The sequence below is a fragment of the Propioniciclava sp. genome (assembly GCF_029977985.1).
Taxonomy (GTDB): Bacteria; Actinomycetota; Actinomycetes; order Propionibacteriales; family Propionibacteriaceae; genus Propioniciclava.
In genome coordinates, this window is sequence record NZ_JARKOT010000200.1 from 1 (window position 1) to 23,508 (window position 23,508).

A 23,508-nucleotide genomic window follows, 5' to 3' on the forward strand; every position below is an offset into this window, starting at 1 on the left:
CACAGGTCGGCCAGATCGAGCAGGAGCCGCACCTTCTCCACCTCGGCCGCGCGCTCGGCGAGATCGGCGGCGCGCAGGCGGGCCAGCCGGTCGGGGACCGGATCGTTCGGGTCATGCCGGGGGGTGTCGGACATGCACCCACCCTACCCTCTATCGAACACCTGTTCAATACCTCGGGCCACCCAGCTCAACGAGTTCGGACGCACGCGCGGACGCCCGGTGCCCGGGGGCGTGCGAGACTCGGAGACGCACAACCTGGCGAGAGGAGACCGGTGTGGGCATCCGACTGGAGGCGCTCGAGTTCGACGCCAACGACCCCGAGCGCCTGGCGGCGTTCTGGGCGGCGATCCTGGGGAGGGAGCCCTCGTCGACCACGAGACTCCCGGGTCTGGTGGACACCGACTTCGAGGTGCGATTCGTGCCGGAGCGGCAGCCCAAGCCGGCCGGACGCCACCGCATGCACTTCGACCTCACGAGCGCGTCGGACGAGGAGCAGGCGGCCACGGTTCGCCGCGCTCTGGAGTTGGGCGCCAGCCACCTGGATGTCGGCCAGCGCGGCGACGAGGGGCATGTGGTGCTGGCTGATCCGGAGGGCAACGAGTTCTGCGTGATCGAGAGTTCCAGCCGCTTCCTGGCGAACACGGCACGGATCGGTGGGATAGCGGGGGAGGGCATGCCCGAGGTCGGCTACTTCTGGAGCGAGGTGCTCGGCTGGCCCCTCGTGTGGGACCAGGACGAGGAAACCGCCATCCAGTCCCCACGGGGCGGCGTCAAGATCACGTGGGGTGGACCACCGATCCCGGCGAAGCTGCACCGGAACCGTTTGCGCTGGGTGCTGAGGGCGACCGCACCAGCCGGCGAGGAGATCCACCGACTGCAGGAGATGGGCGCCACCATCGTCCGTGCGGAAGGGCAGGGCGTCGAGCTGGCTGATCCGGAAGGCAACGAGTTCACGATCGCCGACGTCGAAGCGCCGCAGTAGCCGATGGTGTCGTGAGAGTGTCGGGAACCCACTTCGAACGGATGGCGACCGAGTACGCCACGGCGCGGCCGCGCTACCCGGACGCCGTCTTCGAGACCCTCGAGCCCGAGGGCGTCATCGGACCGGGCACTCGAGTCCTCGAGATCGGCGCCGGCGCGGGCCTCGCCACCCGGGAGCTCCTGGGCCGCGGCAGCGACGTGGTCGCGCTCGAACCCGGCGTCCAACTGGCTCGACTGCTCGCTGACGCCGCCTCCGGCGCGCACGTGATCGTCTCCCGGCTGGAGGACGCGCAACTCGAGGAGGCCGGGTTCGACTCGGCGATCGCGGCCACGGCCATGCACTGGGTCGATCTGTCCGTCGGGCTACCGACTCTTCATCGGGCGCTCCGTCCAGGCGGCTGGCTGGCGGTCTGGCGCAATGTTTTCGGCGACGACAGCGTGGATACCGAGTTCCGCCAGCGCGTAGAGGCGATCGTGACACAGCGGGACGAGGGCGACGTCGGCCGAAGCCGCGATCAGCGACCCACCGTGGAGGAGTTGGCCGCGGGAGGCTGGTTCGAGCCCGTGCGGACCCAACGGTGGCGTTGGTCGATCGACCTGAGCGCCCAGCAGATCGGACTCCTGTTCAAGACCTTCAGCAACTGGACGCCGGCGGAAGTGGCCGCTGTCCAGGACGCCGCAGAAGAGTTGGGCGGCCACGTCACGGAGCACTACCAAACCGTGCTGCACCTTCTCCGACGTGGTTGAGGGCCCGGTGTCCGCTCCGAGTAATGCTGTCGGTCAACCCGGATGAGATGGTGTGGTGACGTGGCCTGCTGCTGCTGACTCTGGCTCGTTGATCTGCCGTTCCCGGGGTCTCTGGAGCGTCAGCGGGAGAACTGGGGGACGAGGGTCGACACGGTGCGGCCGCACCAGGAGCACCATGCGGTGTGCTCGCCGGCGCGGATGGACGTGGAGTGGCCGCAGGTGAGCGCGACCTGGTGCAGCCGCCAGGCTGCGGTGTGGGTGATCATGTTCTGTTCTCCTGTGTCGCGACGCGGGGCGCCGGCGACGGGTCTTGTCGTTCGAGGCGGGTCGCGCCGGCTTGGCGCGGACGTCCGCTGCGGGCGGGTGACGGGTGTCACTCGTTCGACCACGATGGTCGATTGGCTCCAGCGTACGTCACCGACCCAAGACCACATGGAACTCGACGCGACTCGCGAGCGCTAGAAGGGACCGGTCCGCCTTCTCACCGGGGCTCAGATCTCACTCGGCTCGGTCACCTCGTGACCGCTTTCCGGTTCAGGCGGATGGAGGCTTCGGCGATCAGCGGGGTGACGAGCTCGATCGCCATGAGCACGTCGTGGACGCGGTCCGGTCGGCCGAGGGTGCCCCGCGTGATGAGGCGGCTGGCTCCGCCGGCTGCCATGAGTGCGGCTAGGAGTCGGAACCGAGACACGTCGTCGTGGTCGGCGGCGTCGAGCCAGGCGATGCCGTAGCCGGCGAACATGGCGCCCATGTAGCGCACGTGGGAGTCCACGGTCGGGCTTGTCGATGCCGCCTGAATACTGACCCCCAGGTGCCGAGCGAAAGTTGACCCCCTCGGTCAGAGTGAGGGAGTGATCAGCGTGGAGGATTGGGCCGAGATCAGACGGCTCCACAAGTCGGAGAAGATGGCGATCAAGGCGATCGCCCGCCAGTTGGGTGTGGCGCGGAACACGGTGCGGGCGGCGTCGCCCTCGGATGGGCCGCCGAAGTATGAACGGGCTCCGGCGGGGTCGGCGGTGGATGCGTTCGAGCCGCAGATCCGGGCGTTGCTGTCCAAGACGCCGACGATGCCGGCGACGGTGATCGCGGAGCGGATCGGGTGGACTCGATCAGCGTCGGCGCTGCGGGCGAGGGTCGCTGAGTTGCGGCCGTTGTTCGCGCCGTCGGACCCGGCCGACCGAACCGAGTACCAGCCTGGGGAGATCGTGCAGTGTGATCTGTGGTTCCCGCCCAAGATCGTGCGGGTGGCTGCGGATGTTTGGGTGGCGCCTCCGGTGCTGACCATGGTGGCGGCTTGGTCGGGGTTCATCGCCGCGGTGTTGCTGCCGTCCCGGACCACGGGGGATCTGCTGGCTGGGATGTGGCAGCTGCTGTCGACCAACTTCAAGGCGGTGCCGAAGACGCTGGTCTGAGGTTGACCCCGTAACCCGGACACCGTCTTGGCGGGTTCCCTTGTCGGGGACCGCCGGAGAGGATGTTCTCGATGGGATCGACGAGGAAGAGAAGGACGTACACGCCGGAGTATCGGCGGGAGGCCGCGCATCTGGTGATCGACACCGACCGGACGATCGCAACGGTCGCCGGCGAGATCAACGTGGGTGCGCAGCTGTTGGGCCGCTGGGTCCAGCAGGAGCGCGACCGGATCGGTGCCCCACCGGAGGCGCCGCTGGACGCCTCGGAGCGGGCCGAGTTGGAGCGGCTGCGGCGGGAGAACACCGAGCTGCGGTTGGACAACGAGTTCCTGGGAAAAGCCGCAGCCTTCTTCGCAGCGAAGAACACTCTGGTTCTCGCGGTTGACAGCAGGTGCCAGGTACCTGCGAATAGTGCTGGGGATCGAGAAGGGGACATCAGGTCGGTGGGGGCAGAGCCCTACAGTACTAGCGATCTGACATAATGCACATTATCGGACTGGCAAGGGCCCCGCTGTCACAAGGAGCCAGACCCCCATGTCCTCTGGTCATGGTCGCCCAGTGCGAAGTGCTCCGCGAGCTTGTTGAGCGTGAACTCCTGGCGGAGCTTCCCGGCGCTGTTCTGGTTGGCGAACATCCCTTTCTCCCAGAACGCTTCTTCACGCGGACGGCTCGTGACCCACTCGACCGGGATGACGTACTCGGCGTCCTCGTCGCTGTCGGTCTCCGGTGACTCGCCGTGGCCGTAGCGACCAGCGAGGGGCAAGTCTCGCAACGGCGTCCATTGCCCGTTGACCCGTACGCTCGCCTCGTCGTAGCGATGCGCCTCACCCAGCGTGACGCCGACCGCAACGTACCCGGCTTTGGGAATGTAGACGTTGATTCGGGCTCCCGACGGCACCGACCGGAGGGTGCGGGAATACCAATCGCCACCCCCGGCAGAGACGAAACCGAACTTCCGGCCGTCCTCCCAGAGGCGTCCTGCTTCATACTCGCCGAAGGAAACGAACCAATCTTGCCCATTCCAGTCGGCCAGCTTTCCCTTCTTGGTGGGCCGTGGCCCGGACGCCGCCTCGCCCGGTTCGGCCAGCCACGAGCGAGCCAGGTAGCGGCGGTCCTCGTCCGCCAGGTGCGCAAAGAAGGCGGCGTTGATGGGGACGCCGAACGTCCGAAGGTAGGTGACGATGCGCTCGGAGCTGTCGTCCAATTCGGTGGCCACGATGGTGAGCTGCGTTTCAGCGTTCAGCTCGTCGGGCGGAGGTGCTCCGAACGTGTCGGCGAAGGCCGCTTCGAAAGCCACATCGAGGTGCTCGTTGGCGATCGCGATCAGGTCGTCGCGTGTGAGCGTGCTGGCCCAGGAGCCGTAATCGAGCGCTTGGGCGACCACCTCGCGAGGGGTCTTGTCCCGCTTGAGCTCGAGAACGTGCACGACGCCGTCGGCGTCCACCGCAAGCAAGTCGATGTACATATTGTAGGGCGTGCGGACCTGGCGTCCGATCACGAGTACCGCCGTGCCCAACAGCGAAGGATCCTTCTCCAGGAAGTCCTCCAGCATCGACTCGGTCGGAAGCGCGGTCGCTGTGAGGCGGTGAGGTGTCTCTCCGTCGATCCTCCACAGACCCATCTCAATCGGCATGCACCAAGGATCGCAGAGCGGCAACTGGATTCAGCCGATCGACGAGTTCACTCCCAGAGCACGTATTCCGGCTCCGGGCTGAGATCCATGACTTCCGCGGGCGTCATCAACGGCCCGTGGCGGGCGTCCTCTTCGAAGAACAGCTTGAACCCCAGGTGCACGTGCTCCGGCGTCCGTGAGGCGATGCGGTAGTACAGGCCCGTCTTGGCCGTCGGCGTCCCGATGCCGTCGACGGACTTGATCAGCACGACGCCCTCCGCCGGCTGCAGCAGGTCCTCGTCGGTGACGATGTCCTCGTGGAGCTGGTGGTACAGCACCACCTTCTCGGGCAGGTTGTTCGCCGCCACGAGCTCCGACACCCAGCCGGCGATGGCGTCCAGTTCCTGTCCGGTCGTGTGCCCGAACACCTTGCCCGGCACCTCGTCCGGCCCCACGGCCCACTCCGGGTCGAGCGCCAGGCTGACGTCGGGGTTCACCAGCCACTTCTCGTAGTAGCGCACCTCGTCAAACATCGCCGAGCGCCCCGGCTGGATGTTCAACAGCAGCATCGCCTTGTGCTTGCGCGCGGTCTCGAGCCAGCTCGCGATCACGTCGTCGGCCACCCGCGTCCGGTACAGCCCGTCGTCGCCCGGCGTCGCGTGCACCATGGTCGCGATGAGCTCCATCACCGGCATGACCTTTCGGTCCCCCGCGTAGTCCGCCCCCGACGCCACGATCTCGTCCAGCCGCGCATCGATGTCGCCCGTGCCCAGCCGCCCCAGCGCCCCTGCCCCCGGATACCCCGAATACCCGAACAGCCGATAGTCCGGGAAGATGACCCGCCCGCCGCCCGGCAGCTCCGGCGGTTTCGGCCGCGTCAGGACGCCCACCAGCGCCGTGAGCCCCCAGATCGAGGCGATGACTCCCGCCAGAATCGCCAGGATCACGAAGAAGCGGGGCTGGATCTGCCATCGGTACCTGGTTCCCACGAAGCCAGCTAACCGGACGCCCCCCACTCCCCTCCCCCGGACACGCGGGCGGCACTCTCACCTGCCCGTCGAGACTTCCCGCCCGGTCGGTCACAACGGCTTGCTGTGAGATCACTGAGATCATGAGGATGGCTCTCAGGAACCACGTCGCTGTCGCCTGGGAGAAACTCAGCCATGTCGAAACTCGTTCGCGCCTGCCTGGTCGCGACGCTCACCTTCGCCAGCACGCTCGTCATGAGCGTGACCACCAGCCCGAACGCCTCGGCCGCCGAGAGCCGCGTCGTCTGCAACCATCCGTGGGTCCGCGTCCGGGAAGCCCCGTCGACCGATTCCCGCGAGCTGGGTCGGCTGAGCCGCGGAACCCAACTCAGCGGCGTTCAACAGGGACGCTGGTTCCGACTGGCCGACGGCCGGTATGTCGCCGCCTACTACACCTGCCCCTCCAGCGGCCCGGCCCGCGCAACCGCGGCGAGCGGCCAGTCGTTCACAGTGTGTGGGACGCCGTGGGTGCGCGTCCGCGAGGCCGCCACCAAGCGCAGCCGAGAACTCGGCCGACTCAGCCGCGGCGACGTGTTTTCCGGTGAGCGCGAGGGCGGCTGGATCCGGACCGCCGCAGGGTACGTGTCCGCGTCCTACGCCTGCACGACCCAGGAGAGCTCCGCTGCCGCGGCGGCCGTCCCCGACTCGGGAACCGCGCTCAGACAGCCCACCGGCACCCTCGGCAGCCCGACCGGCGTCTACGGCAACCGCTGGCACCCGATCCAGCACGTCTACCGCTTCCACAACGGCATCGACATCGGCAACACGGCCGGCCAACCGGTCGTGGCTGCGGAGTCCGGAGTCGTCACCACGGTGGCGAGCGATGCCAGCGCCGGCCTCTACATCAAGGTGGACCACGGCTCGCTCCGTGGTGTCAGCAGCGTGGGAACGAACTACCTGCACCTGGAGGCGACCGCCGTCTCGCCGGGGCAACGGGTCGAGCGCGGCCAGCTCATCGGTTGGGTCGGCAGCACCGGCTCCTCCACCAAACCCCATCTGCACTTCAGCGTGCTCGAGAACGGCACCGTGGTGAATCCCGAGGGCTGGGTGGGATCGCTCAGTTCCCTGCGGCCCTGAGGCGTCACGCCTCCCAGTCGAGATCGTCGTGCCCGGCCCGCCGGAAGCGGAGGTACTCCCCCACCACCGCCGCGCCGAGGTCGCCGAGGTCCGGGGCGATGACGCGTCCGCCGATCCGGTCGGCCAGCCCGTCGAGGAAGCGGCGGAGGCCGGGGTCGTCGCCCAGCCGGAAGAACGTCGTCCGCGTGCCGCGCCGCGTCACGCGGTCGAGCTGGGTCACCGTCTTACGGATCGTCTCGTCGTCGGGCGGCCAGGCGAACCACGCGTCGCCGTAGCTCTCCAGGTGCGCCGTCGGCTCCCCGTCGGTCACCACGAGCAGCACCGGGTCCATGCTCGGGTGCCGGGCGAAGAACCGCTCCGCCAGCAGGAGCCCGTGGTGCAGGTTCGTGCCCTGCTCGCGCACCGGGGGCAACCCTGTCAGCTCGTCGATCGCCATCACCTGGGCCAGCCGCCCGAACGCGATTACCTGCAGCCGGTCCCCGCGGAAACGCGTGCCCACCAGGTGGTGCAGCGCCAGCGCCGTCCGCTTCATCGGCACCCAGCGACCCTCCGCGGCCATCGAGTATGAGGTGTCCACCAGCAGGACCACTGCCGACTGGGTCCGCGTCTCGGTCTCGGCAACCTCTACGTCGCGTACGTCGAGGCGGACGCCGCCCTGCGGGTCGGTGCCCTCCGTGGCCGTGCGCACGATCGCGTTCGTCAGGCTACGGGTGACATCCCACGGCTGCGCGTCGCCGAACTCCCACGGACGCGTCGCCCCCGTCTGCTCGCCGGCAGCCCCCGCGAGGCGGGCGTCGCGCGCCCCGGTACGCCCTGAGAGGTGACGGGCGGCGTCCGCCAGCAAGGCCTTCCCAAGCCGGCGCATGGCCTGCGGCGACAGCCGCAACGAACCGTCGGCGGAGCGCCGCAGCAGCCCGCCCTCGCGCAGCGCCCGCTCGAGTTGGCCGAGCGCGCGAGCCGAAACGGCGGCGTCCTCGCCGAGTTGACGCATGATCGCGTCGAGGTCGATGTCGGCAGCCCGCGCGCCCGAGTAGTTCTGGTCGAGTTGCTCGGCAAGGGCGTCCAACTCGGCAAGGTCCTGGACCACGCCCGTCCCGTCGCCGAGCCCGAGGCCTTCGTTGCCCCGGAAGCTCTCCGATCCGGTCCAGTCCAGCCCGGGACGCAGCGCCTGCAGGTTGCCGTCAAGTGCGTCCAACTGCGCAACGAGGGACGCAGAACCGAACGCCTGCAGCGACAACTCCATGAGTTCGCGCCGCTGCTCGGCACTCATCGAGTTGAGCAGCCGCTGAGCCGCCGCGGCCCGCGCTGCCAGGGAGTCGATGAGCTCGTCGACCGTGCGCGGGTTCTCCGAGAAGTGCTCGCCGTGCTTGGCCATGAAGGCGTCGAAGTCGGCCTGGGTGTCCTCGCCGCGACGATGCTTGGCGAGCAGGTCGTTGAGGTCGGTGAGCATCGTGCTGACGGCCTGCCGGTCCTCGTCGGTCGCGTTCTGCAGCGCCTGCTTCATGCCGGCGAACCGCTGGTCGAGCAACTCGCGCCCCAACAGGTCCTTGATCTTCTCGTAGGACGCCGCCGCCTCGCCCGACTGCCAGTCGTACGACGCCAGCTCGTTGACCGCAGCCGCCGTCGACGGTGGCAGGTTGTTCAGCCGCATCTCGCGCCAAGCCCGGTCGTCGTCGTCCATCAGGGCGTCGCGGGCGAGCTGCTTGCGCTCCGCCAGCACGGCGTCATCGAGCAACTTCCTCACGTCGGTGAGGGTGCCGTCGAGGTTGTGGCGCCGGAGCAGATCGCCACGCCGCTGCCGGGCGCGTCGCGCCAGGTCGTCGAAGCCCTGCTGCTGGCGCCCGCCGCGGCGCAGGAACTCGCGCAGCGCCCGCTCGGGACTGGACCCGGCCATGACGTCGTCGGCGATCGCACCCAGCGCTTCGGCCAGGTCGACCGGCGGCGCGAGCGGGTCCGGACCGCCCGTGTAGCGCCCGTAACGAGAGCGGTGGTGGCTCGGCATGGGCACCTCCTCAGCCGTAGATCGTCTCCCCGTCGTCGGACTCCTTGCTGATCCGGCGGGCGAGGTAGAGGCCTTCGAGAGCGACTTCGATGGCGCTCGCGCACTCGCCGTCGTTGGTCGCCTCGAACCGCTCGGCGATCGTTTCGTAGAGGTCGGAGTCGCCGAGACGAGGCAGGCCGTCAAGCAGTTCACGCGCCGTCACCTGTTCGCCCGTCACGACCGTGCGTGACCCGTCGAGGGCCGCGACCAACGGGCCGAGGTCGATCCCGCGCAGGTGCGCCCGCACCGCGTCGGCGGTGGCGGTGCGCAGGAGGTGGGCCAACACGTCCCACTCGCGGCCCTCCTCGCCGGACTCGAACTCGATCTTGCCGCCGAGCACGTCCACCGCTGCCTCCAGGTCGACGAGGCGAGCGACGGCGTCCGGTTCGCCACGCACCGTCGCGCGATGCCGAGCGGCGGCGGCCACCGTCTCGGCGCCCGCGATCGCGAAACGCGCCGAGACGCCCGACCGCTGGTTGACCGACGGCGACTCGCGCAAGGCCCGCGTGAAGCGAGCCAAGATCTCCAGGATCACGGGCGGAACGGCGCCGACCAGCTCGGCCTCCTGCTCGATCACGGCGATCTCGTCGTCGAGCTCGATCGGGTAGTGGGTGCGGATCTCGGCGCCGAAGCGGTCCTTCAGCGGGGTGATGATGCGGCCGCGGTTGGTGTAGTCCTCGGGGTTCGCCGAGGCCATCACCAGGACGTCGAGCGGCAGGCGCAGCACGTGACCGCGGATCTGGATGTCGCGCTCCTCCATCACGTTGAGCATCGCGACCTGGATGCGCTCGGCGAGGTCGGGCAACTCGTTGATGGCGACGATGCCTCGGTTCGAGCGCGGGATGAGCCCGAAATGGATCGTTTCCGGGTCGCCCAGCCGGCGCCCCTCGGCCACGCGCATCGGGTCCACATCGCCGATGAGGTCGGCCACCGAGGTGTCGGGCGTGGCGAGCTTCTCCGCGTAGCGCTCGTCGCGGTGCAGCCACGTGATCGGCAGGTCGTCGCCCTCCTCGGCGACCCGCCGGCGCGTCGCGTCGGTGATCGGGTCGAACGGGTGCTCGTGCAACTCTGAGCCCTCCACCGCTGGGGTCCACTCGTCGAGCAGCCCGACCATGGTGCGCAGCAGGCGCGTCTTGCCCTGGCCGCGCTCCCCCAGCAGCACCACGTCGTGGCCCGCAATGAGGGCGCGCTCCAACTGGGGAAGCACCGTGCGGCTCATGCCGTGGATGCCGGGCCAAGGGTCCTCGCCGGAAGCGAGCTTGGCGAGCAGATTGGCGCGGATCTCCTCGCGCAGGGTTCGGTAGGTGTGGCCGGACGCCTTGAGTGCGCCGGCCGTGGCAATGCTGGGGCGTTCACTCACGCGCACAACCTAACCCCCGGACGCAAGCCCCACCGCGGGGCAGGCGAGTACGCTCGCGCCCCATGGAGGCCACCCAGCCCACGCTCCTGCTCCTCGTTCGGCACGGCGTCACCCCCACCACCGGCCAGGTCCTTCCCGGTCGCGCACCCGGACTGCACCTCTCCGAGGCGGGGCTCCACCAAGCAGCCATGGTGGCCGAGCGCCTCGAGGGACTGCCGCTCGCGGCGATCTACAGCTCGCCCCTCGAGCGCGCCCGGGAGACCGCCGCGCCCTCCGCGGCCCGTTTCGGGCTGGACGCCGTCGCTCACGACGGCCTGATCGAAGCCGACTTCGGAGCCTGGACCGGACGCCGCATCGACGAGCTGACCCAGCTGCCGGAGTGGGAAACGGTCCAGAAAGCGCCGTCGACCTTCCGCTTTCCCGGCGGCGAGAGCTTTCCCGAAATGGCCGACCGCATGGTCGCCGCTCTCGACGCGATCCGCGGCGCGCATCCCGGGCAGGTCGTAGCCTGCTTCAGCCACGCCGACCCGATCAAGGCCGCCCTCGCCCACGCTCTCGGGACGCCGCTGGACGCCTTCCAGCGGTTGTGGGTCAACCCGGCGTCCGTCTCGGTGATTCGCTACGCACCCGACGGCTCCCTCGGCGTCCTGACGACGAACACGACCACCGGGTCGCTGAAGGAGCTGCGGGGCCGTGAGCACGCCTGAGCCCCCGTTCACCCGCGAGCTCGGCTTGCTCGCGTCGGCGGAACTCGGCGTGCTGGGCCGGGTCACCGAGTCGACCAACCTGACCCTCGTGGTCGAGTTCGGGCAGGGCGACGATTACGCGTGGGGCATCTACAAGCCCGAGGCGGGCGAGCGGCCGCTGCACGACTTCGACCCCGGCCTGCACGCCCGCGAGCTGGCGGCGTTCGAGCTGAGCGAGTGGCTGGGTTGGCACCTGGTGCCCCCCACCGTCGTGCGCCACGACGCGCCGGTCGGCGTCGGTTCGGTGCAGTGGTTCGTCGAGAACGACGGCGAGCACTACTTCACCCTGCTCGAACAGCGCCCCGAGACGCACGACCAGCTGCGGCGCATGGCGCTGTTCGACGTGATCACGAACAATACCGACCGCAAGGGCGGGCACGTGCTCTGCGACGCCGACGGTCACCTCTGGGGCATCGACCACGGCCTGTGCTTCGGCGCCCACGCGCGCCTGCGCACCGTCATCTGGGACTTCGCCGGCGAGGCGATCGCCCCCGCCCTCCTGGGCCAGATCGCACCGCTGGCGACCGAGATCCCTCCCGCGGTGGCGGAGCTGATCGACGACCACGAGGCCGAACTCGTGCGCCGACGGGTCCGGCGGCTCTTGCGCGAGCGGGAGCTACCGTGGCCGACCCACGACTACCAGTACCCCTGGCCCCTCGTGTGAGGCGCCTCAGAGGTTGATCATGTGGCCGGAGACGCCCTCGACGGCCTCCTTGATCGCCTCGGACAGCGTGGGATGCGCGTGCACGGCCCGGCCGACCTCCTCAGCCGTCAGGTCCCACATCTGGGCCAGCACGAGCTCGGGCAGCAGCTCGGTCACGTCCGGGCCGATCATGTGCGCGCCGAGGATCTCGTTGTGCTCGGCGTCGGCGACGACCTTGACGAAACCGACGGCGTCCCCGAGACCCCATGCCTTGCCGTTGGCCGAGAACGGGAACTTGCCGACCTTGACTTCGAAGCCCTTCTCCTTGGCTTGGGCCTCGGTGTAGCCGAACGAGCCGATCTGCGGCTGGCAGTAGGTGGCCCGCGGGATCATGTCGTAGTTGATCGGCAACGTCTCGGCGCCCGCGATGGTCTCGGCGGCCACGACGCCTTGGGCCTCGGCGGTGTGCGCGAGCATGAGCTTGCCGGTCACGTCGCCGATCGCGTAGATGCCGTCGACGCTGGTGCGCATGAAGTCGTCGATCTCGACCATGCCGCGCTCGGACACCTTCACGCCCGTGTTCTCCAGACCGTAGCCCTCCAGGCGCGGCGCGAAGCCCATGGCCTGCAGCATCGTGTCGGCCTCGAGCACCTTCGCCTCGCCGCCCTTGGCCGGCTCGACGGTGACCTTAACGCCCGACCCCGTGTCCTCGACGCTCGTCACGGCCGTCGACGTGAGGACCGTGATGCCGAGCTTCTTGTAGGCCTTCGCGAGCTCCTTGCTGATCTCCGGGTCCTCGTTCGGCACCATCCGGTCGAGGTACTCCACGATCGTCACGTCGACGCCGTAGGAGTTGAGCACGTAGGCGAACTCGGTGCCGATCGCGCCCGAGCCACCGATGATGATCGACTTCGGCAGCGACTGGGCGAGGATCTGCTCCTTGTAGCTGATCACGTTCTCGCTCCACTGCGTGCCCCGCAGGAGCTTCGTGGTGGCCCCCGTCGCGATGATGCAGGCATCGAACGTGACGCTCTGCTTCGCGCCGTCGTTGCCCGCGACCTCGATCGTCTTCGCATCCGTGAAGGTGCCCCAGCCGTGCAGCTCGGTGATCTTGTTCTTCTTCATCAGGTAATGGATGCCGTTGACCATCCGCTCCGACACCTCGCGGCTGCGGCTGTACGCCTTGCCGTAGTCGAGGCTGAATTCACCGGAGATGCCGAACTTGTCGGCCTCGTGGGTGACGATGTGGGCGAGCTCGGCGTTGCGCAGCAGCGATTTGGTCGGGATGCAGCCCACGTTCAGGCACACGCCGCCCCAGTACTCCTTCTCGATGATGGCAACCCTCTTGCCCAGCTGGGCGGCACGGATCGCGGCCACGTACCCACCGGGGCCCGCGCCGAGGACGACGACGTCGAAGTGTGAGCTCATGGGGTCACTCTAAACCAGTCCGGACGCCTCCCACGCCGCAAGTTGCCACCCCTCATGCCGGGGTTGGCGACCCGGAGCACTACCATGTTCCGTTGTGACGCAGAACACTCCAGCCAGCGTGGGCCGCCTCATCCGGGACGCCCGCATGCAGCGGGGGCTCTCCCCCGAACAGGTCGCCGAGGTGCTCGACATCGCTCCGGCCGACCTCGCTCAGATCGAACGCGGTGCACTCGACCTCGATCTCGACCGGGTCGCCCAGATCGCGGACGCGCTGCAGAATCCCGCACTCGCGCCCACGTCCGGCACGATGCACATGCGCGTCAAGGGTCCGACCAAGCTGTCAGGCAGCATCGACGTCCGCTCGTCCAAGAACGCCGCAGTCGCCCTGCTCTGCGCCTCCCTGCTCAACAAGGGCCGCACCGTTCTGGAAGGGATCGCCCGCATCGAGGAGGTCAACCGCATCCTCGAGGTGCTCCGGAGCATCGGCGTCAAGGTGACCTGGTCCGACGACCGCAGCGAGCTCGAGCTCGTCCGCCCCGAAGTGCTCGACCTCGCCGCCATGGATGTGGACGCCGCCCGCCGCACCCGCAGCGTCATCATGTTCCTCGGCCCACTGCTGCACATGCTGCCCGAGTTCGAGTTGCCCTACGCCGGCGGCTGCAACCTCGGCACCCGCACGGTCACCCCGCACCTGCAGGCCCTGCAGTACTTCGGTCTCGACGTGAAGGCGACCGACGGCTGGTACCACGCGGCCGTGCGGGAGACCACGAGCGGCGTCCGCCACATCACCCTCACCGAGCGCGGCGACACGGTCACCGAGAACGTGCTCATGGCCGCCGCCCTCTACCCGGGCACGACCGTCATCCGCAATGCGTCCCCCAACTACATGGTGCAGGACGTGTGCTTCTTCCTCGAGAGCCTCGGGGTCACGATCGACGGTATCGGCTCGACCACCCTGCGCGTCACCGGCGTGGAGCGTATCGAGGCCGACGTGCGCGTCGCCCCGTCCGAGGATCCGATCGAGGCGATGAGCCTGATCACGGCCGCCGTCGTCACCAAGTCCGAGCTGACGATCCGCCGCTCCCCCATCGAGTTCCTCGAGATCGAGCTGGCGATCCTGGAGGACATGGGGCTGCGCTACGAGCTCAGCGAGGAGTACGCCGCCGCCAACGGCCGGACCCGGCTCGTCGACATCACGGTGTACCCCAGCAACCTGCACGCCGCCCAGGACAAGATCCACCCGATGCCGTTCCCGGGCCTCAACATCGACAACCTGCCCTTCTTCGCCGTCATCGCGGCCGAGGCGGAGGGACGCACGCTGATCCACGACTGGGTGTACGAGAACCGCGCGATCCACCTGCTCGACCTCAACAAACTAGGCGCCAACACCCAGTTGCTCGACCCGCACCGCCTCGTCGTCGACGGGCCGACCCGGTGGCGCAGCCAGGAACTCGTCTGCCCGCCCGCCCTCCGGCCCGCCGTGTGCCTGTTGTTGGCGAGCCTGGCCGCGCGCGGCGTCACCGTGCTTCGCGACGTCTACGTCATCAACCGCGGCTACGAGGACCTCGCCAACCGGCTCAACAAGCTGGGCGCCGACGTCCAGGTGTTCTTCGACTGATCGCCCGGGCCGACGGGCCGCTCACCGCAGGCGCGTCACCTCGAACGTGAACCGCGGAGACACCAGGTCGTCCTGGGCCGCCACCAGCGCCAGCTCGCGCTGGTCGAGTTGGGTCGTGCGCTCCAGCACCGAGTAGACCACGTCGGCCGTCCGGCCCACCGCCCGCTCCGGCGAGCCGGTGGCGAGGAGCGCGGCGAGGAACATGGCCGCCGTCAAGTCGCCCGAGCCGGTGAAGGTGCGGCCGAGCAGCGGCGTCGTGACGCCCCAGGCGCCCTCGCCGTCGACGGCCACCATCATGACCGTGTCGTCGGCGGCGCCGTCGACGACCACCGACGTCACGAGCACCACCTCCGGCCCCTGCGCCCGCAGCGCACCGGCGGCGTCCAGCACCTCGTCGAGCGTGCTCGATTCCCGGCCGGTCAGGAAGTTCAGCTCGAAGTGGTTCGGCGTCATCACGTCGGCGGCGGCCACCACGTGGTCGCGGACGAACTCGGGGATGCCGGGCAGCACATACATGCCCCGGCCGACGTCGCCCATCACCGGGTCGCAGCAGTAGATCGCCTGCGGGTTGCGCTGCTTGACGAGCGCGACCACCTCGAGGATCTCCGCTCCCATGGCCGGCGCCCCCTGGTAGCCCGTGAGAACGGCGTCGACGCGGCCGAGGACGCCGAGGTCGTCGATCCCCGCCACGACGTCGTGGACGTCCTCGGGTCGCAGCAGCGGCCCCTTCTTGCCCGGGTAGGACGTGTTGTTGGAGAAGTGGACGGTGAGGACCGGCCACACCTCGCACCCCACGCGCATCAGGGGGAACGTGGCGGCGCTGTTGCCGACATGGCCGTAGGCGACGCTGGACTGGATCGACAAGATGGTGGTCACGGTGGGCCATTGTGCACCCACCCGTGGTCTTTCCCTAGGGTGTGCAGCATGCGAGCGACCGCCGGCGACCTACCGTACTTCCGCGGTCGGTTCGTCGCCCTCGCGCACCGGGGCGGAGTCAGCGCCGATGCCCCCGCGGAGGTCGAGAACAGTCTGCGCGCCTTCGAGGCGGCGTGGCGGCTCGGCTTCACCCACCTGGAGACCGACGTCCACACCACCGCCGACGGCGTCCTCATCGCCTTCCACGACACGGTGCTCGACCGCGTGACGGACGCCGCCGGCGCCGTCGCCGATCTGCCGTGGGCCGAGGTGAGCCGGGCGCGGATCGGCGGCAGCGAGCCGGTCCCCACACTCGACGACCTGTTGGACGCCCTCCCCCACGCCCGCTTCAACATCGACCTCAAGGCGCCCGGAGCGGTCGAGCCGCTGGTGGCAGCCCTCGACCGGCACGGCGCCCACGACCGGGTGTGCGTGGGCAGCTTCGGCGAGCGGACCATCCGCCGCTTCCGGCGCCTCACCGCCGGCAGGGTGCCCACGTCCGCCTCGCCGGTCGAGATGGCCGTGTTCGGGCTGCTGCGCGGCGTCCGTCGTGTCTTCCCCCTGGCCGGAAGGGTGTTCCAGATGCCCGAGCGGCACGAAGAGACCGGCCTGCTCCTGTTGAGCCCCCGCATGGTCGCCGCCGCGCACGCGCGGGGCGCCCAGGTCCACATCTGGACCGTGAACGACCGCACCGACATGGAGCGGCTCATCGACCTCGGCGTCGACGGGATCGTGTCCGACGACTTGGAGACGCTCCGGGGTGTCCTCATCGACCGTGACCTCTGGGAGGGGAACGCATGACGTACGACGAGGGATCCGCGCTGGAGAAGTCCCAGGGCGCGCCCGCCCGGAAGGTGCTCGCTTGGGCCATGTGGGACTGGGGCACCCAGCCGCTCAACACCGTGATCATCACCTTCGTGTTCGGCGCCTATATCGTGACCGAGGCGTTCGGCGAGACGAACTACACCTCCCAGTCGCTGGCGCTGTCGACGGGGCTCGCGGGCCTCGTGGTGGCACTCATCGCGCCGGTGCTCGGCCAGAACTCCGACCGGACCGGCCACACCGTCCGCAACCTGCGCTGGCAGACGTGGGTGATCGCCGTGCTCGCCGCAGCCCTCTTCTTCGTGCGGCCCGACCCGGCCTACCTGTGGCTCGGCCTCGGCATTCTCGCCGTGGCGTCCATCGTGGGCGAGCTGGCCAACGTGAACTACTACGCGCTCATCGACGAGGTGTCGACGGCGAAGAACGTGGGCCGCGTGTCGGGGCTCGGCTGGGGCATGGGCTACCTGGGCGGCATCGTGGCGCTGCTCGCGCTCTACTTCGGCTTCATCCAACCGGAGGTGGGGCTCTTCGGGGTGAGCAACGCCGACGCGCTCGACATCCGGGCGTCGATGATCCTGTGCGGAGTGTGGATCTTGCTGTTCACCATCCCCACGTTCGTGGCCCTCAAGGACCGGCCGCGCGACCGGGCGCCGTCGGTGGGTATCGCGGCGTCCTACCGGCTGCTGTGGGAGTCGATCCGGCGCCTGTGGCGCTCCAGCCCGCAGACGCTGTTCTTCCTGCTCGCGTCGGCGCTGTTCCGCGACGGACTGTCGGGCGTGTTCGCCTTCGGCGCGGCCATCGCGATCGGAACCTTCGGCTTTTCGCCCAGCAGCGTCATCCTCTTCGGCGTCGCCGCCAACCTCATCGCCGGCCTCTCGACCATCGCGTTCGGGTTCCTCGACGATCTCATCGGGCCGCGCCGCGTCATCCTCATCGCACTCGGTGCCCTCGTCCTGCTCGGCATCGGCGTCTTCGTCTTCCACGCCGGCGGCCAGATCGTCTTCTGGACGCTCGGCATGGGCATGACGGCCTTCGTCGGGCCGGCCCAGGCGGCCTCCCGTTCCTACCTGGCGCGGCTCATCCCGGAGGGCAAGGCCGGCGAGATCTTCGGCCTGTACGCGACGACGGGGCGGGCCGTGTCGTTCCTGTCGCCGCTCGCATTCGGGGGCGCCATCGGGCTCGGCCACGCGGTGACGGGCGAGGCGAACACGCAGTACTGGGGCATCCTCGGCATCGTCGTCATCCTCATCGCTGGCCTCGCGCTCATGCTGCGCGTGCGCGAGCACCACGAGGCCGGCGGGGAAGGATTGACCGCCCGGTAGCGTTGAGGGCGTCGAAGGAGGACGACATGCCAGACAAGTCACTCAAGGGACACGGCCTCGGCGGCAAGAGCCTCGCCGACGGGGCAGGGGTCGAGCTCGCCGCCCGCCAGGAGATCGCGTTCGTGTGCCCGAAGGGCCACGAGTTCAGCCTCACGTTCGCGGCGGAGGCCGAGCTGCCCACACTGTGGGAGTGCCCGCGTTGCGGCACCGAGGCGCGCCGCGCCGACGGAGTCCAGCCCGAGGTCAAGGAGGGCAAGCCCCCGCGGACCCACTGGGACATGCTCCGCGAGCGCCGCTCCATCCCCGAACTCGAGGAGATCCTCGCCGAGCGTCTGGACCAGATCAGGTCGGAGGGATCGTGAGCCTTAGGGCTCGATCTCGCCGCGGATGACCGTCGGATCCTCCGGCGCCGCATCACCCCGCACGACCGTGTCGGGGTTGAGGCGCGCATCGAGGAGGACCGCCCGGTCGCGGTAGGGCTTGAGGAACGCGCCGAGCGCAGCCTGGACGCCGCGGCGCGCGATCGGTCGCGTGACCGGCAGGATGCAGAACAGCCCGAGCACGTCGGTGATCAGACCCGGCAGCAACAACAGGAAGCCACCGAGGACGACCAGCATCGCGTCGGTCACCCGGTTGCCCGCCTGCGCGGCGCTCTCGGGCCGCTCGAACAACGACCGGAACGTGCGGAGACCCTCGCGCCGGAACAGCCACACCCCGAGCCCTGCGCCGGCGAGCAGGATCAGGAAAGTCCAGCCGAGGCCCAGGGTCTGGACGAGCCACGCGAGCAGCCAGACCTCTGCCACGGCCCCCAGCATGAGGACCGCGAGCACGATCCAGCCCGTGCGGCGCATCAGCCGTTCCGCCTCGGCTCGGTCGGATCGGCCGGCGGCTGCTCGCCCCGGTGGCGGAACTCGTGGGCGGCGTCCTGCGCGGCCCGACCCACCGCGCCCACGAAGCGACCCGTGACCTCCCCCGCGTCCTGCGCGCGGCGCCCGAGGCGGCCGGTGAGGCCCTTGAGCTGCTTGCGGCGGTGATCGATGCCGAGCAGCGTGGTCGACTTCATAGCCTCCTTCACCACGGTCGAGTCCATCTTCGAGTCGCCACGCTCACGCTCGCGGAACGTGATCGGCACCTCGACGATGCGGCCACCCCCCCGGTGGACCGCCCACGTCAGATCGCGCTGGATGCCGTAACCGTGCTTGTCGATGGGGTTCTGCAACGCCTTGCGCAGCGTGTCGGCGTGGAAGGCGTTGAAGCCGCCCGTGATGTCGCGGACCGGAATGCCGAGCCACAGGCGCGTGTAGAGCCCGCCGCCCCGGGAGAGGATCTCGCGGGACTTCGGCCAGTTGACCACGCTGCCACCCTTGACCCAGCGGCTGCCCTTGACCATGTCGGCGCCGTCGAGCGCGGCAAGCACCCGCGGCAGGTCCTCGGGCGCATGGCTGCCGTCGGCATCGAACTCGACGAGCACGTCGTAGCCCGCGTCGAGGCCCCACGCGAATCCGGCCAGGTAGGCCGCTCCCAGCCCCTCCTTGCCCGTGCGGTGGAGCACGTGGATGTGCTCGTCGGACGCCGCCAGCTCATCGGCGCGGCGTCCGGTGCCGTCGGGTGAGTTGTCGTCGACGACGAGGATGTGCACGTCGGGGGTCGCCGCCCGGAGCCGCGATGTGATCATGTCGACGTTCTCGATCTCGTTGTACGTCGGGATGATCACGAGCACCCGGCGCTGGGACGCGGCGTCCACCATGGAATCCTCTCCTCACTGGCCCGCGGTCGGTGCGGGCGCATCGTCCATTGTTCCATCCCGGCGGGAACGGATCGCGGCCAACAGGCCCATCGCCAGGGCAACCGCGCCGGCGAGCGCCACGCACGCCTCGACGAGCCTACCGACGGCCATGACGGGCGTCGTCGCGTGCGTGAGCGCCATCGTCTCGACGCCGTGGGCGCCCTCGTGCTGCGGGTAGCGGGCGAGCACCTCGCCGTGCGTGCCGATGCGACCCGAGACGCCCGACGTGGTGACGACGAGGATCTCCGTGCGCATCTCCGCGGCGCGGACGCGGGTGATGGCGAACTGCTGGTCGATCTGGTTCGTGCCCTGGTACATCGCGTTGGAACTCTGGACGAACATGAGCTGGGCGCCGGCGTCCCGTGCCTCGTACAGCGTTTCGGGGAAGATCACCTCGTAGCAGATCGCGACGCCGAGGCTCACCTGCCGGCCGTCGCCCAGCGTGACGGGAATCGCCCCCGGGCCGACGCCCGGCACCGACTGGGCACCGACGTAGCGCAGTTCGGGGACCAGCGGCAGCAGGACGGACCGGAAGGGGATCCACTCACCGAACGGCACGAGGTTGCGCTTCGCGTAGCCGAGGGTGACGTCGGTGCCGTCCCACCAGAGGGCGACCGTCTGACGGGTCTGGGCGGCGGCGTCCTCGTAGATCGAGCCGACCAGGATCGGGACGCCGGCGGCGTCCACGGCGGCCTGGACGAGGCGGCGGGTGGGGGCGTCGCTGCGGGGGTCGAGGTCGGTGGCGTTCTCGGGCCAGACGACGAAATCGGGCGCGGGCAGGGCGCCGGCGGCGACATCGTCGGTGAGCAGCGCGGTCTGGATGCCCTGGTTGGTCGTGATCGTCCGGGCCGGCCCCAGGCCGTAGACGCCGCCACCCGGCGCCCCGCCCTGGGCCCACCCCACGGCGACCGTGCCCTGGTTGGTGCGCGGGGCGTCCCAGAGGGTGCCGAGGCCGCCGGCCAGGAGCATCGCGACGAGGGAGGCCGCCGCGACGCCCGCGCGGCGGCGTCCGGGCCCGAGGACGACCCACGCGAGCAGACAGCCGCCGAGCGCCACGAGGAAACTGACGAAGGCGGCGCCCACGAATGGGTAGAAGCCGGCGAGCGGGGCGTCGGGCATCGCGTAGCCGAGCCGCATCCAGCCGAAGCCGTCGAAGGGGAAGACGGACATGACCCACTCCCCCAGGCCCCAGCCGGCCGCCTGCCACACCGGCGCGTAGCGCAACCGGCGGACGACACGGACGGTGCCCGCGATCGCCGCGTAGACGAACGCGGTGACGAGCGTGAGCCCGGCATAGGAGAGGATCAGGATCGACGTCTGCCACAGCAGCGACGTGCCCATGAACGCCAGCCCGAACGCGTAGCCCAGCCCCACGGCGGCCGGCAGGTGCCGGGCGCGGGCGCTGACCCACGCCAGCGCCGCCACCGCGACGAACGCCAGCGGCCAGAGGCCGAACGGCGCGAAGGACGCCGAGGCGAACAACCCGCCGCCGACGGCGACAGGGAGCAGCAGCCACGAGGGCAGCGCAGTGGCCCGGATCACCCGCGTAGCGTAGCTCCCGCCAAGATTGAGCGAAGGAGGCTCAACCGTGGAATAGTGCGCGGAGGCGCCGCGTTGAGGAGTCAACTCAACGCGTCTCGGAACCGTTCCGGGGCGCCCGTTCCAGGAGGTTCACCCATGGCCCAGCGCAACGATCCCTTCCGCGAGATGGAGCGCCTGCTCGGCACCGCGTTCCGGTCGCCGTCCGCGGCCGGCATGCCGCTCGACCTCTATCGCACCGGCGAGACCTTCGTCGTGAAGGTCGACCTGCCCGGCGTCGACCCGGCCTCGATCGACATCGACATCGAGGAGCGCACCCTCACGATCCGCGCCGACCGTCCCGCCGACGAGGGCGAGGTGCAGTGGCTCGCCCACGAGCGGCCGTCCGGCACGTTCGCCCGCCAGCTGACGCTCGGCTACGGCGTCGCCCTCGACCGCATCGAGGCGGACTACACCGACGGCGTCCTCACCCTGACCATCCCGGTGGCCGAGGAGGCCAAGCCGCGCAAGATCGCGGTGCAGCACGGCACCGGCCGCCAGCTCAAGGAGGGCACGGTCGAGGGCTCCGTGGCCGACGAGGACGCCGAGTCCTGACGGGTGCGGGGCGGGGACACACGCGCTAGCCTCACGGACGTGAGTGAACTCCGCGCAACCGTCTCCGCCCTGCTCCCCGGCGTGCTGGCCGACCTCGCCGACCTGGTCGCGATCCGGTCGGTGAGCGCCCTGCCCGCCCACCACGCCGATGTCGACGCCAGCGCGGACGCCGTCGCCCTCTTGCTGTGCGACGCCGGCTGCCCCGACGTGGTGATCGTCCGCGAGGGCGGGCAGCCGGCCGTCATCGGTCGCTGGCCCGCGCCGCCTGGGGCTCCCACGGTGTGCCTCTACGCGCACCACGATGTCCAGCCCACCGGCGAGGTGGCGCTGTGGACGTCCGATCCGTTCGTCGTCGCCGAGCGGGAGGGGCGCCTCGTCGCACGCGGCGTCGTGGACGACAAGGCGGGTATCGCCGTCCATCTCGCGGCCTTGCGCGCGTTCGACGGCCAGCCGCCGGTCGGCGTCACCGTGTTCGTCGAGGGCGAGGAGGAGATCGGCTCGCCGTCGCTCGCCACCATCCTCGAGCGCCACCGCGACCGGCTCGCCGCCGACGCCTACGTCATCTGCGACTCGGCCAACTGGCAGGTCGGGACGCCCGCCTTCACCACCGCCTTGCGCGGCATGTGCCAGTTCGTGGTCGAGGTGCGCACCCTCGACCACGCGCTGCACTCGGGGCAGTACGGCGGCGTCGTCCCGGACGCCACGACCGCCCTCATCCGCCTGCTCGCGAGCCTCCACGACGAGCAGGGCGATGTGGCCGTGGCCGGCCTGCTGCGCAACGACGCGTTCGAGCTCGACTACCCCAGCGACCGCCTGCGCACCGAGACGGGCGTCCTCGACGGGGTCGGACTGATCGGGACGGCGTCCGTCGCCGACCGCCTCTGGTCCGGGCCGTCGGTGACCGTCATCGGCATCGACGCGCCCAGCGTCGCCGAGGCGTCTCCGACTCTGCAACCGGTCGCGCGGGCTCGCGTGAGCGTCCGGCTGGCGCCGGGCCAAGAGGGCGCGGCGGCGATGGCGGCCGTCAAGGAGCATCTCGTGGCGCACGTGCCGTGGGGAGCGCACGTGATCTTCTCCGACCCCAGCCACGCGACCGGCACGACGGTCGCCCTCGCCGGCCCCATCGCGGACGCCGCCCGCGCCGCCTACGCGGAGGCCTGGGGAGTCGAGCCGGTCGAGATGGGCCAAGGCGGGTCGATCCCGATGGTGTCGGACTTCCAGCGACTGTTCCCGGAGGCGGAGATCCTCGTCACGGGCGTGTGCGATCCCGATTCGCGCATGCACGGCATCGACGAGTCCCTCGACCTCGGCGACTTCGGGAAGGCGTGCCTGGCCGAGGCCCTGCTGTTGGCGCGGCTGGGCGAGGGGGCGGCGTCCTGAGTCAGTCGTCGTCCTCGGGGGTGAGGGGCCGGTCGGCGAACGGCACGGACAGGACGAGCGTGGTCTCGGTCGTGACGCTCGCGGACTGGCGGATCTGGTTGAGCAACGCCTCGAGATCGGCCGGCTTGGCGACCTGCACCATGAGCAGGTAGCTGGCCCGGCCCGCGATCGAGTAGCAGGAAACGATGCCGTCGATCGTCTCGAGCCGGCCGGAGATGTCGTCGTCCTCCGCGGGGTTCACGACGCGCAGCGAGATGAACGCGGTGAGCACCTTGCCGAGGGATTCGGGGTTGATGACGGCCCGGTAGCCGGTGATGACGCCGCGCTGCTCGAGGCGCCGGACGCGCTGCTGTGCCGCCGACGTCGAGAGCCCCGTGGCCTTGCCGATGTCGGTGAACGACATGCGGCCGTCGCCGGACAGCAGGGCGAGGATCTGGGCGTCGGTGCTCTCCATGGG

The 23,508-nt window shown here is 69.9% G+C and carries 22 protein-coding genes and 3 pseudogenes; 13 read left to right on the plus strand and 12 right to left on the minus strand.

The genetic code is table 11. From position 1 onward, the window contains the following. Positions 1–274: 274 nt before the first annotated feature. Positions 275–982, plus strand: a complete 708-nt coding sequence (locus Q1K57_RS11770; RefSeq protein ID WP_300082804.1) for a VOC family protein — start codon at positions 275–277, stop codon at positions 980–982. 11 nt (positions 983–993) lie between these two features. Next, a complete protein-coding gene (locus tag Q1K57_RS11775) occupies positions 994–1,728 on the plus strand; it encodes a class I SAM-dependent methyltransferase (protein ID WP_300082806.1) in 735 nt (244 codons plus the stop codon). A gap of 119 nt (positions 1,729–1,847) precedes the next feature. Here the strand turns inward: Q1K57_RS11775 and Q1K57_RS11780 are convergent, their stop codons facing one another. Both Q1K57_RS11780 and Q1K57_RS11785 read right to left on the minus strand, forming a co-directional pair. Then, positions 1,848–1,994 (minus strand): hypothetical protein, encoded by a 147-nt coding sequence (locus Q1K57_RS11780; RefSeq protein ID WP_300082808.1) that lies wholly within the window; start codon positions 1,992–1,994, stop codon positions 1,848–1,850. 245 nt (positions 1,995–2,239) lie between these two features. Further along, the gene (locus Q1K57_RS11785) at positions 2,240–2,539 is read right to left on the minus strand and encodes a DUF4345 family protein (RefSeq protein ID WP_366525371.1); all 300 of its coding nucleotides are present in this window, start codon (positions 2,537–2,539) and stop codon (positions 2,240–2,242) included. A gap of 40 nt (positions 2,540–2,579) precedes the next feature. Here Q1K57_RS11785 and Q1K57_RS11790 point away from each other — a divergent pair. Then, a pseudogene (locus Q1K57_RS11790) lies at positions 2,580–3,101 on the plus strand (helix-turn-helix domain-containing protein); the annotation flags it as partial. 110 nt (positions 3,102–3,211) lie between these two features. After that, a pseudogene (locus Q1K57_RS11795) lies at positions 3,212–3,484 on the plus strand (transposase); the annotation flags it as partial. Between the two features lie 170 nt (positions 3,485–3,654). Here Q1K57_RS11795 and Q1K57_RS11800 read toward each other — a convergent pair. After that, positions 3,655–4,773 (minus strand): hypothetical protein, encoded by a 1,119-nt coding sequence (locus Q1K57_RS11800; RefSeq protein WP_300082810.1) that lies wholly within the window; start codon positions 4,771–4,773, stop codon positions 3,655–3,657. A gap of 47 nt (positions 4,774–4,820) precedes the next feature. Continuing rightward, positions 4,821–5,741 carry a hypothetical protein gene (locus Q1K57_RS11805; protein WP_300082812.1) on the minus strand — a complete coding sequence of 307 codons (921 nt, stop codon included), beginning with the start codon at positions 5,739–5,741 and terminating at the stop codon, positions 4,821–4,823. 174 nt (positions 5,742–5,915) lie between these two features. Here Q1K57_RS11805 and Q1K57_RS11810 point away from each other — a divergent pair, with 174 nt between their 5' ends. Beyond that, on the plus strand, positions 5,916–6,857 hold the full coding sequence (locus Q1K57_RS11810) for a peptidoglycan DD-metalloendopeptidase family protein (protein ID WP_300082814.1): 942 nt from the start codon (positions 5,916–5,918) through the stop codon (positions 6,855–6,857). A gap of 4 nt (positions 6,858–6,861) precedes the next feature. Here the strand turns inward: Q1K57_RS11810 and Q1K57_RS11815 are convergent, their stop codons facing one another. Together Q1K57_RS11815 and Q1K57_RS11820 are read right to left on the minus strand one after the other, a co-directional pair. Beyond that, positions 6,862–8,859 carry a VWA domain-containing protein gene (locus tag Q1K57_RS11815; protein ID WP_300082816.1) on the minus strand — a complete coding sequence of 666 codons (1,998 nt, stop codon included), beginning with the start codon at positions 8,857–8,859 and terminating at the stop codon, positions 6,862–6,864. Between the two features lie 10 nt (positions 8,860–8,869). Further along, entirely contained in the window at positions 8,870–10,258 is a 1,389-nt protein-coding gene (locus Q1K57_RS11820; RefSeq protein WP_300082819.1) for an ATP-binding protein, read from the minus strand. Positions 10,259–10,320: 62 nt separating this feature from the next. Here Q1K57_RS11820 and Q1K57_RS11825 point away from each other — a divergent pair, with 62 nt between their 5' ends. Continuing rightward, on the plus strand, positions 10,321–10,965 hold the full coding sequence (locus Q1K57_RS11825) for a histidine phosphatase family protein (protein ID WP_300082822.1): 645 nt from the start codon (positions 10,321–10,323) through the stop codon (positions 10,963–10,965). Continuing rightward, complete coding sequence (locus Q1K57_RS11830; protein ID WP_300082825.1) at positions 10,952–11,668, plus strand: SCO1664 family protein; 717 nt, start codon at positions 10,952–10,954, stop codon at positions 11,666–11,668. The genes Q1K57_RS11825 and Q1K57_RS11830 overlap by 14 nt, the downstream gene beginning before the upstream one ends. A gap of 6 nt (positions 11,669–11,674) precedes the next feature. Here the strand turns inward: Q1K57_RS11830 and lpdA are convergent, their stop codons facing one another. Then, positions 11,675–13,075 (minus strand): dihydrolipoyl dehydrogenase, encoded by a 1,401-nt coding sequence (gene lpdA, locus Q1K57_RS11835; protein ID WP_300082828.1) that lies wholly within the window; start codon positions 13,073–13,075, stop codon positions 11,675–11,677. A gap of 94 nt (positions 13,076–13,169) precedes the next feature. Here lpdA and Q1K57_RS11840 point away from each other — a divergent pair, with 94 nt between their 5' ends. Next, complete coding sequence (locus tag Q1K57_RS11840) at positions 13,170–14,693, plus strand: UDP-N-acetylglucosamine 1-carboxyvinyltransferase (protein WP_300082831.1); 1,524 nt, start codon at positions 13,170–13,172, stop codon at positions 14,691–14,693. A 21-nt stretch (positions 14,694–14,714) separates the two neighbouring features. Here Q1K57_RS11840 and pdxY read toward each other — a convergent pair whose 3' ends face one another. Continuing rightward, complete coding sequence (pdxY, locus tag Q1K57_RS11845) at positions 14,715–15,569, minus strand: pyridoxal kinase PdxY (protein ID WP_300082834.1); 855 nt, start codon at positions 15,567–15,569, stop codon at positions 14,715–14,717. A 48-nt stretch (positions 15,570–15,617) separates the two neighbouring features. On the opposite strand from pdxY, the gene Q1K57_RS11850 reads away from it, so the two are divergent. From Q1K57_RS11850 to Q1K57_RS11860, 3 genes are read left to right on the plus strand one after another with little or no spacing between them, the layout of a single operon-like run. Continuing rightward, on the plus strand, positions 15,618–16,409 hold the full coding sequence (locus Q1K57_RS11850; protein ID WP_300082837.1) for a glycerophosphodiester phosphodiesterase: 792 nt from the start codon (positions 15,618–15,620) through the stop codon (positions 16,407–16,409). Continuing rightward, entirely contained in the window at positions 16,406–17,752 is a 1,347-nt protein-coding gene (locus tag Q1K57_RS11855) for an MFS transporter (RefSeq protein ID WP_300082840.1), read from the plus strand. The genes Q1K57_RS11850 and Q1K57_RS11855 overlap by 4 nt, the downstream gene beginning before the upstream one ends. Before the next feature lie 26 nt (positions 17,753–17,778). Beyond that, positions 17,779–18,114, plus strand: coding sequence for an RNA polymerase-binding protein RbpA (locus Q1K57_RS11860; RefSeq protein ID WP_300082843.1), 336 nt, complete (start codon positions 17,779–17,781; stop codon positions 18,112–18,114). Positions 18,115–18,117: 3 nt separating this feature from the next. Here Q1K57_RS11860 and Q1K57_RS11865 read toward each other — a convergent pair whose 3' ends face one another. The 3 genes and pseudogenes from Q1K57_RS11865 to lnt form a co-directional block, all read right to left on the minus strand. Beyond that, positions 18,118–18,603 carry an FxsA family protein gene (locus Q1K57_RS11865; RefSeq protein ID WP_300082846.1) on the minus strand — a complete coding sequence of 162 codons (486 nt, stop codon included), beginning with the start codon at positions 18,601–18,603 and terminating at the stop codon, positions 18,118–18,120. A gap of 113 nt (positions 18,604–18,716) precedes the next feature. Continuing rightward, positions 18,717–19,499, minus strand: a pseudogene (locus tag Q1K57_RS11870) (polyprenol monophosphomannose synthase); the annotation flags it as partial. A gap of 12 nt (positions 19,500–19,511) precedes the next feature. Next, entirely contained in the window at positions 19,512–21,080 is a 1,569-nt protein-coding gene (gene lnt, locus Q1K57_RS11875; protein WP_300082849.1) for an apolipoprotein N-acyltransferase, read from the minus strand. A 135-nt stretch (positions 21,081–21,215) separates the two neighbouring features. Here lnt and Q1K57_RS11880 point away from each other — a divergent pair, with 135 nt between their 5' ends. After that, complete coding sequence (locus Q1K57_RS11880; RefSeq protein WP_300082852.1) at positions 21,216–21,671, plus strand: Hsp20/alpha crystallin family protein; 456 nt, start codon at positions 21,216–21,218, stop codon at positions 21,669–21,671. Positions 21,672–21,710: 39 nt separating this feature from the next. Next, a complete protein-coding gene (locus tag Q1K57_RS11885) occupies positions 21,711–23,051 on the plus strand; it encodes a dipeptidase (RefSeq protein WP_300082855.1) in 1,341 nt (446 codons plus the stop codon). 1 nt (position 23,052) lies between these two features. Here the strand turns inward: Q1K57_RS11885 and Q1K57_RS11890 are convergent, their stop codons facing one another. Next, positions 23,053–23,505, minus strand: coding sequence for an Lrp/AsnC family transcriptional regulator (locus Q1K57_RS11890; protein ID WP_300082858.1), 453 nt, complete (start codon positions 23,503–23,505; stop codon positions 23,053–23,055). Between the last annotated feature and the right edge of the window lie 3 nt (positions 23,506–23,508).

Bases quoted from the DNA above. Each gene is read 5' to 3' on its own strand.
- Q1K57_RS11780 (WP_300082808.1), bottom strand. From the start codon at position 1,994: ATGATCACCCACACCGCAGCCTGGCGGCTGCACCAGGTCGCGCTCACC.
- Q1K57_RS11800 (WP_300082810.1), bottom strand. From the start codon at position 4,773: ATGCCGATTGAGATGGGTCTGTGGAGGATCGACGGAGAGACACCTCAC.
- Q1K57_RS11810 (WP_300082814.1), top strand. From the start codon at position 5,916: ATGTCGAAACTCGTTCGCGCCTGCCTGGTCGCGACGCTCACCTTCGCC.
- Q1K57_RS11815 (WP_300082816.1), bottom strand. From the start codon at position 8,859: ATGCCGAGCCACCACCGCTCTCGTTACGGGCGCTACACGGGCGGTCCG.
- Q1K57_RS11825 (WP_300082822.1), top strand. From the start codon at position 10,321: ATGGAGGCCACCCAGCCCACGCTCCTGCTCCTCGTTCGGCACGGCGTC.
- lpdA (WP_300082828.1), bottom strand. From the start codon at position 13,075: ATGAGCTCACACTTCGACGTCGTCGTCCTCGGCGCGGGCCCCGGTGGG.
- Q1K57_RS11850 (WP_300082837.1), top strand. From the start codon at position 15,618: ATGCGAGCGACCGCCGGCGACCTACCGTACTTCCGCGGTCGGTTCGTC.
- Q1K57_RS11855 (WP_300082840.1), top strand. From the start codon at position 16,406: ATGACGTACGACGAGGGATCCGCGCTGGAGAAGTCCCAGGGCGCGCCC.
- Q1K57_RS11860 (WP_300082843.1), top strand. From the start codon at position 17,779: ATGCCAGACAAGTCACTCAAGGGACACGGCCTCGGCGGCAAGAGCCTC.
- Q1K57_RS11865 (WP_300082846.1), bottom strand. From the start codon at position 18,603: ATGCGCCGCACGGGCTGGATCGTGCTCGCGGTCCTCATGCTGGGGGCC.
- Q1K57_RS11880 (WP_300082852.1), top strand. From the start codon at position 21,216: ATGGCCCAGCGCAACGATCCCTTCCGCGAGATGGAGCGCCTGCTCGGC.
- Q1K57_RS11890 (WP_300082858.1), bottom strand. From the start codon at position 23,505: ATGGAGAGCACCGACGCCCAGATCCTCGCCCTGCTGTCCGGCGACGGC.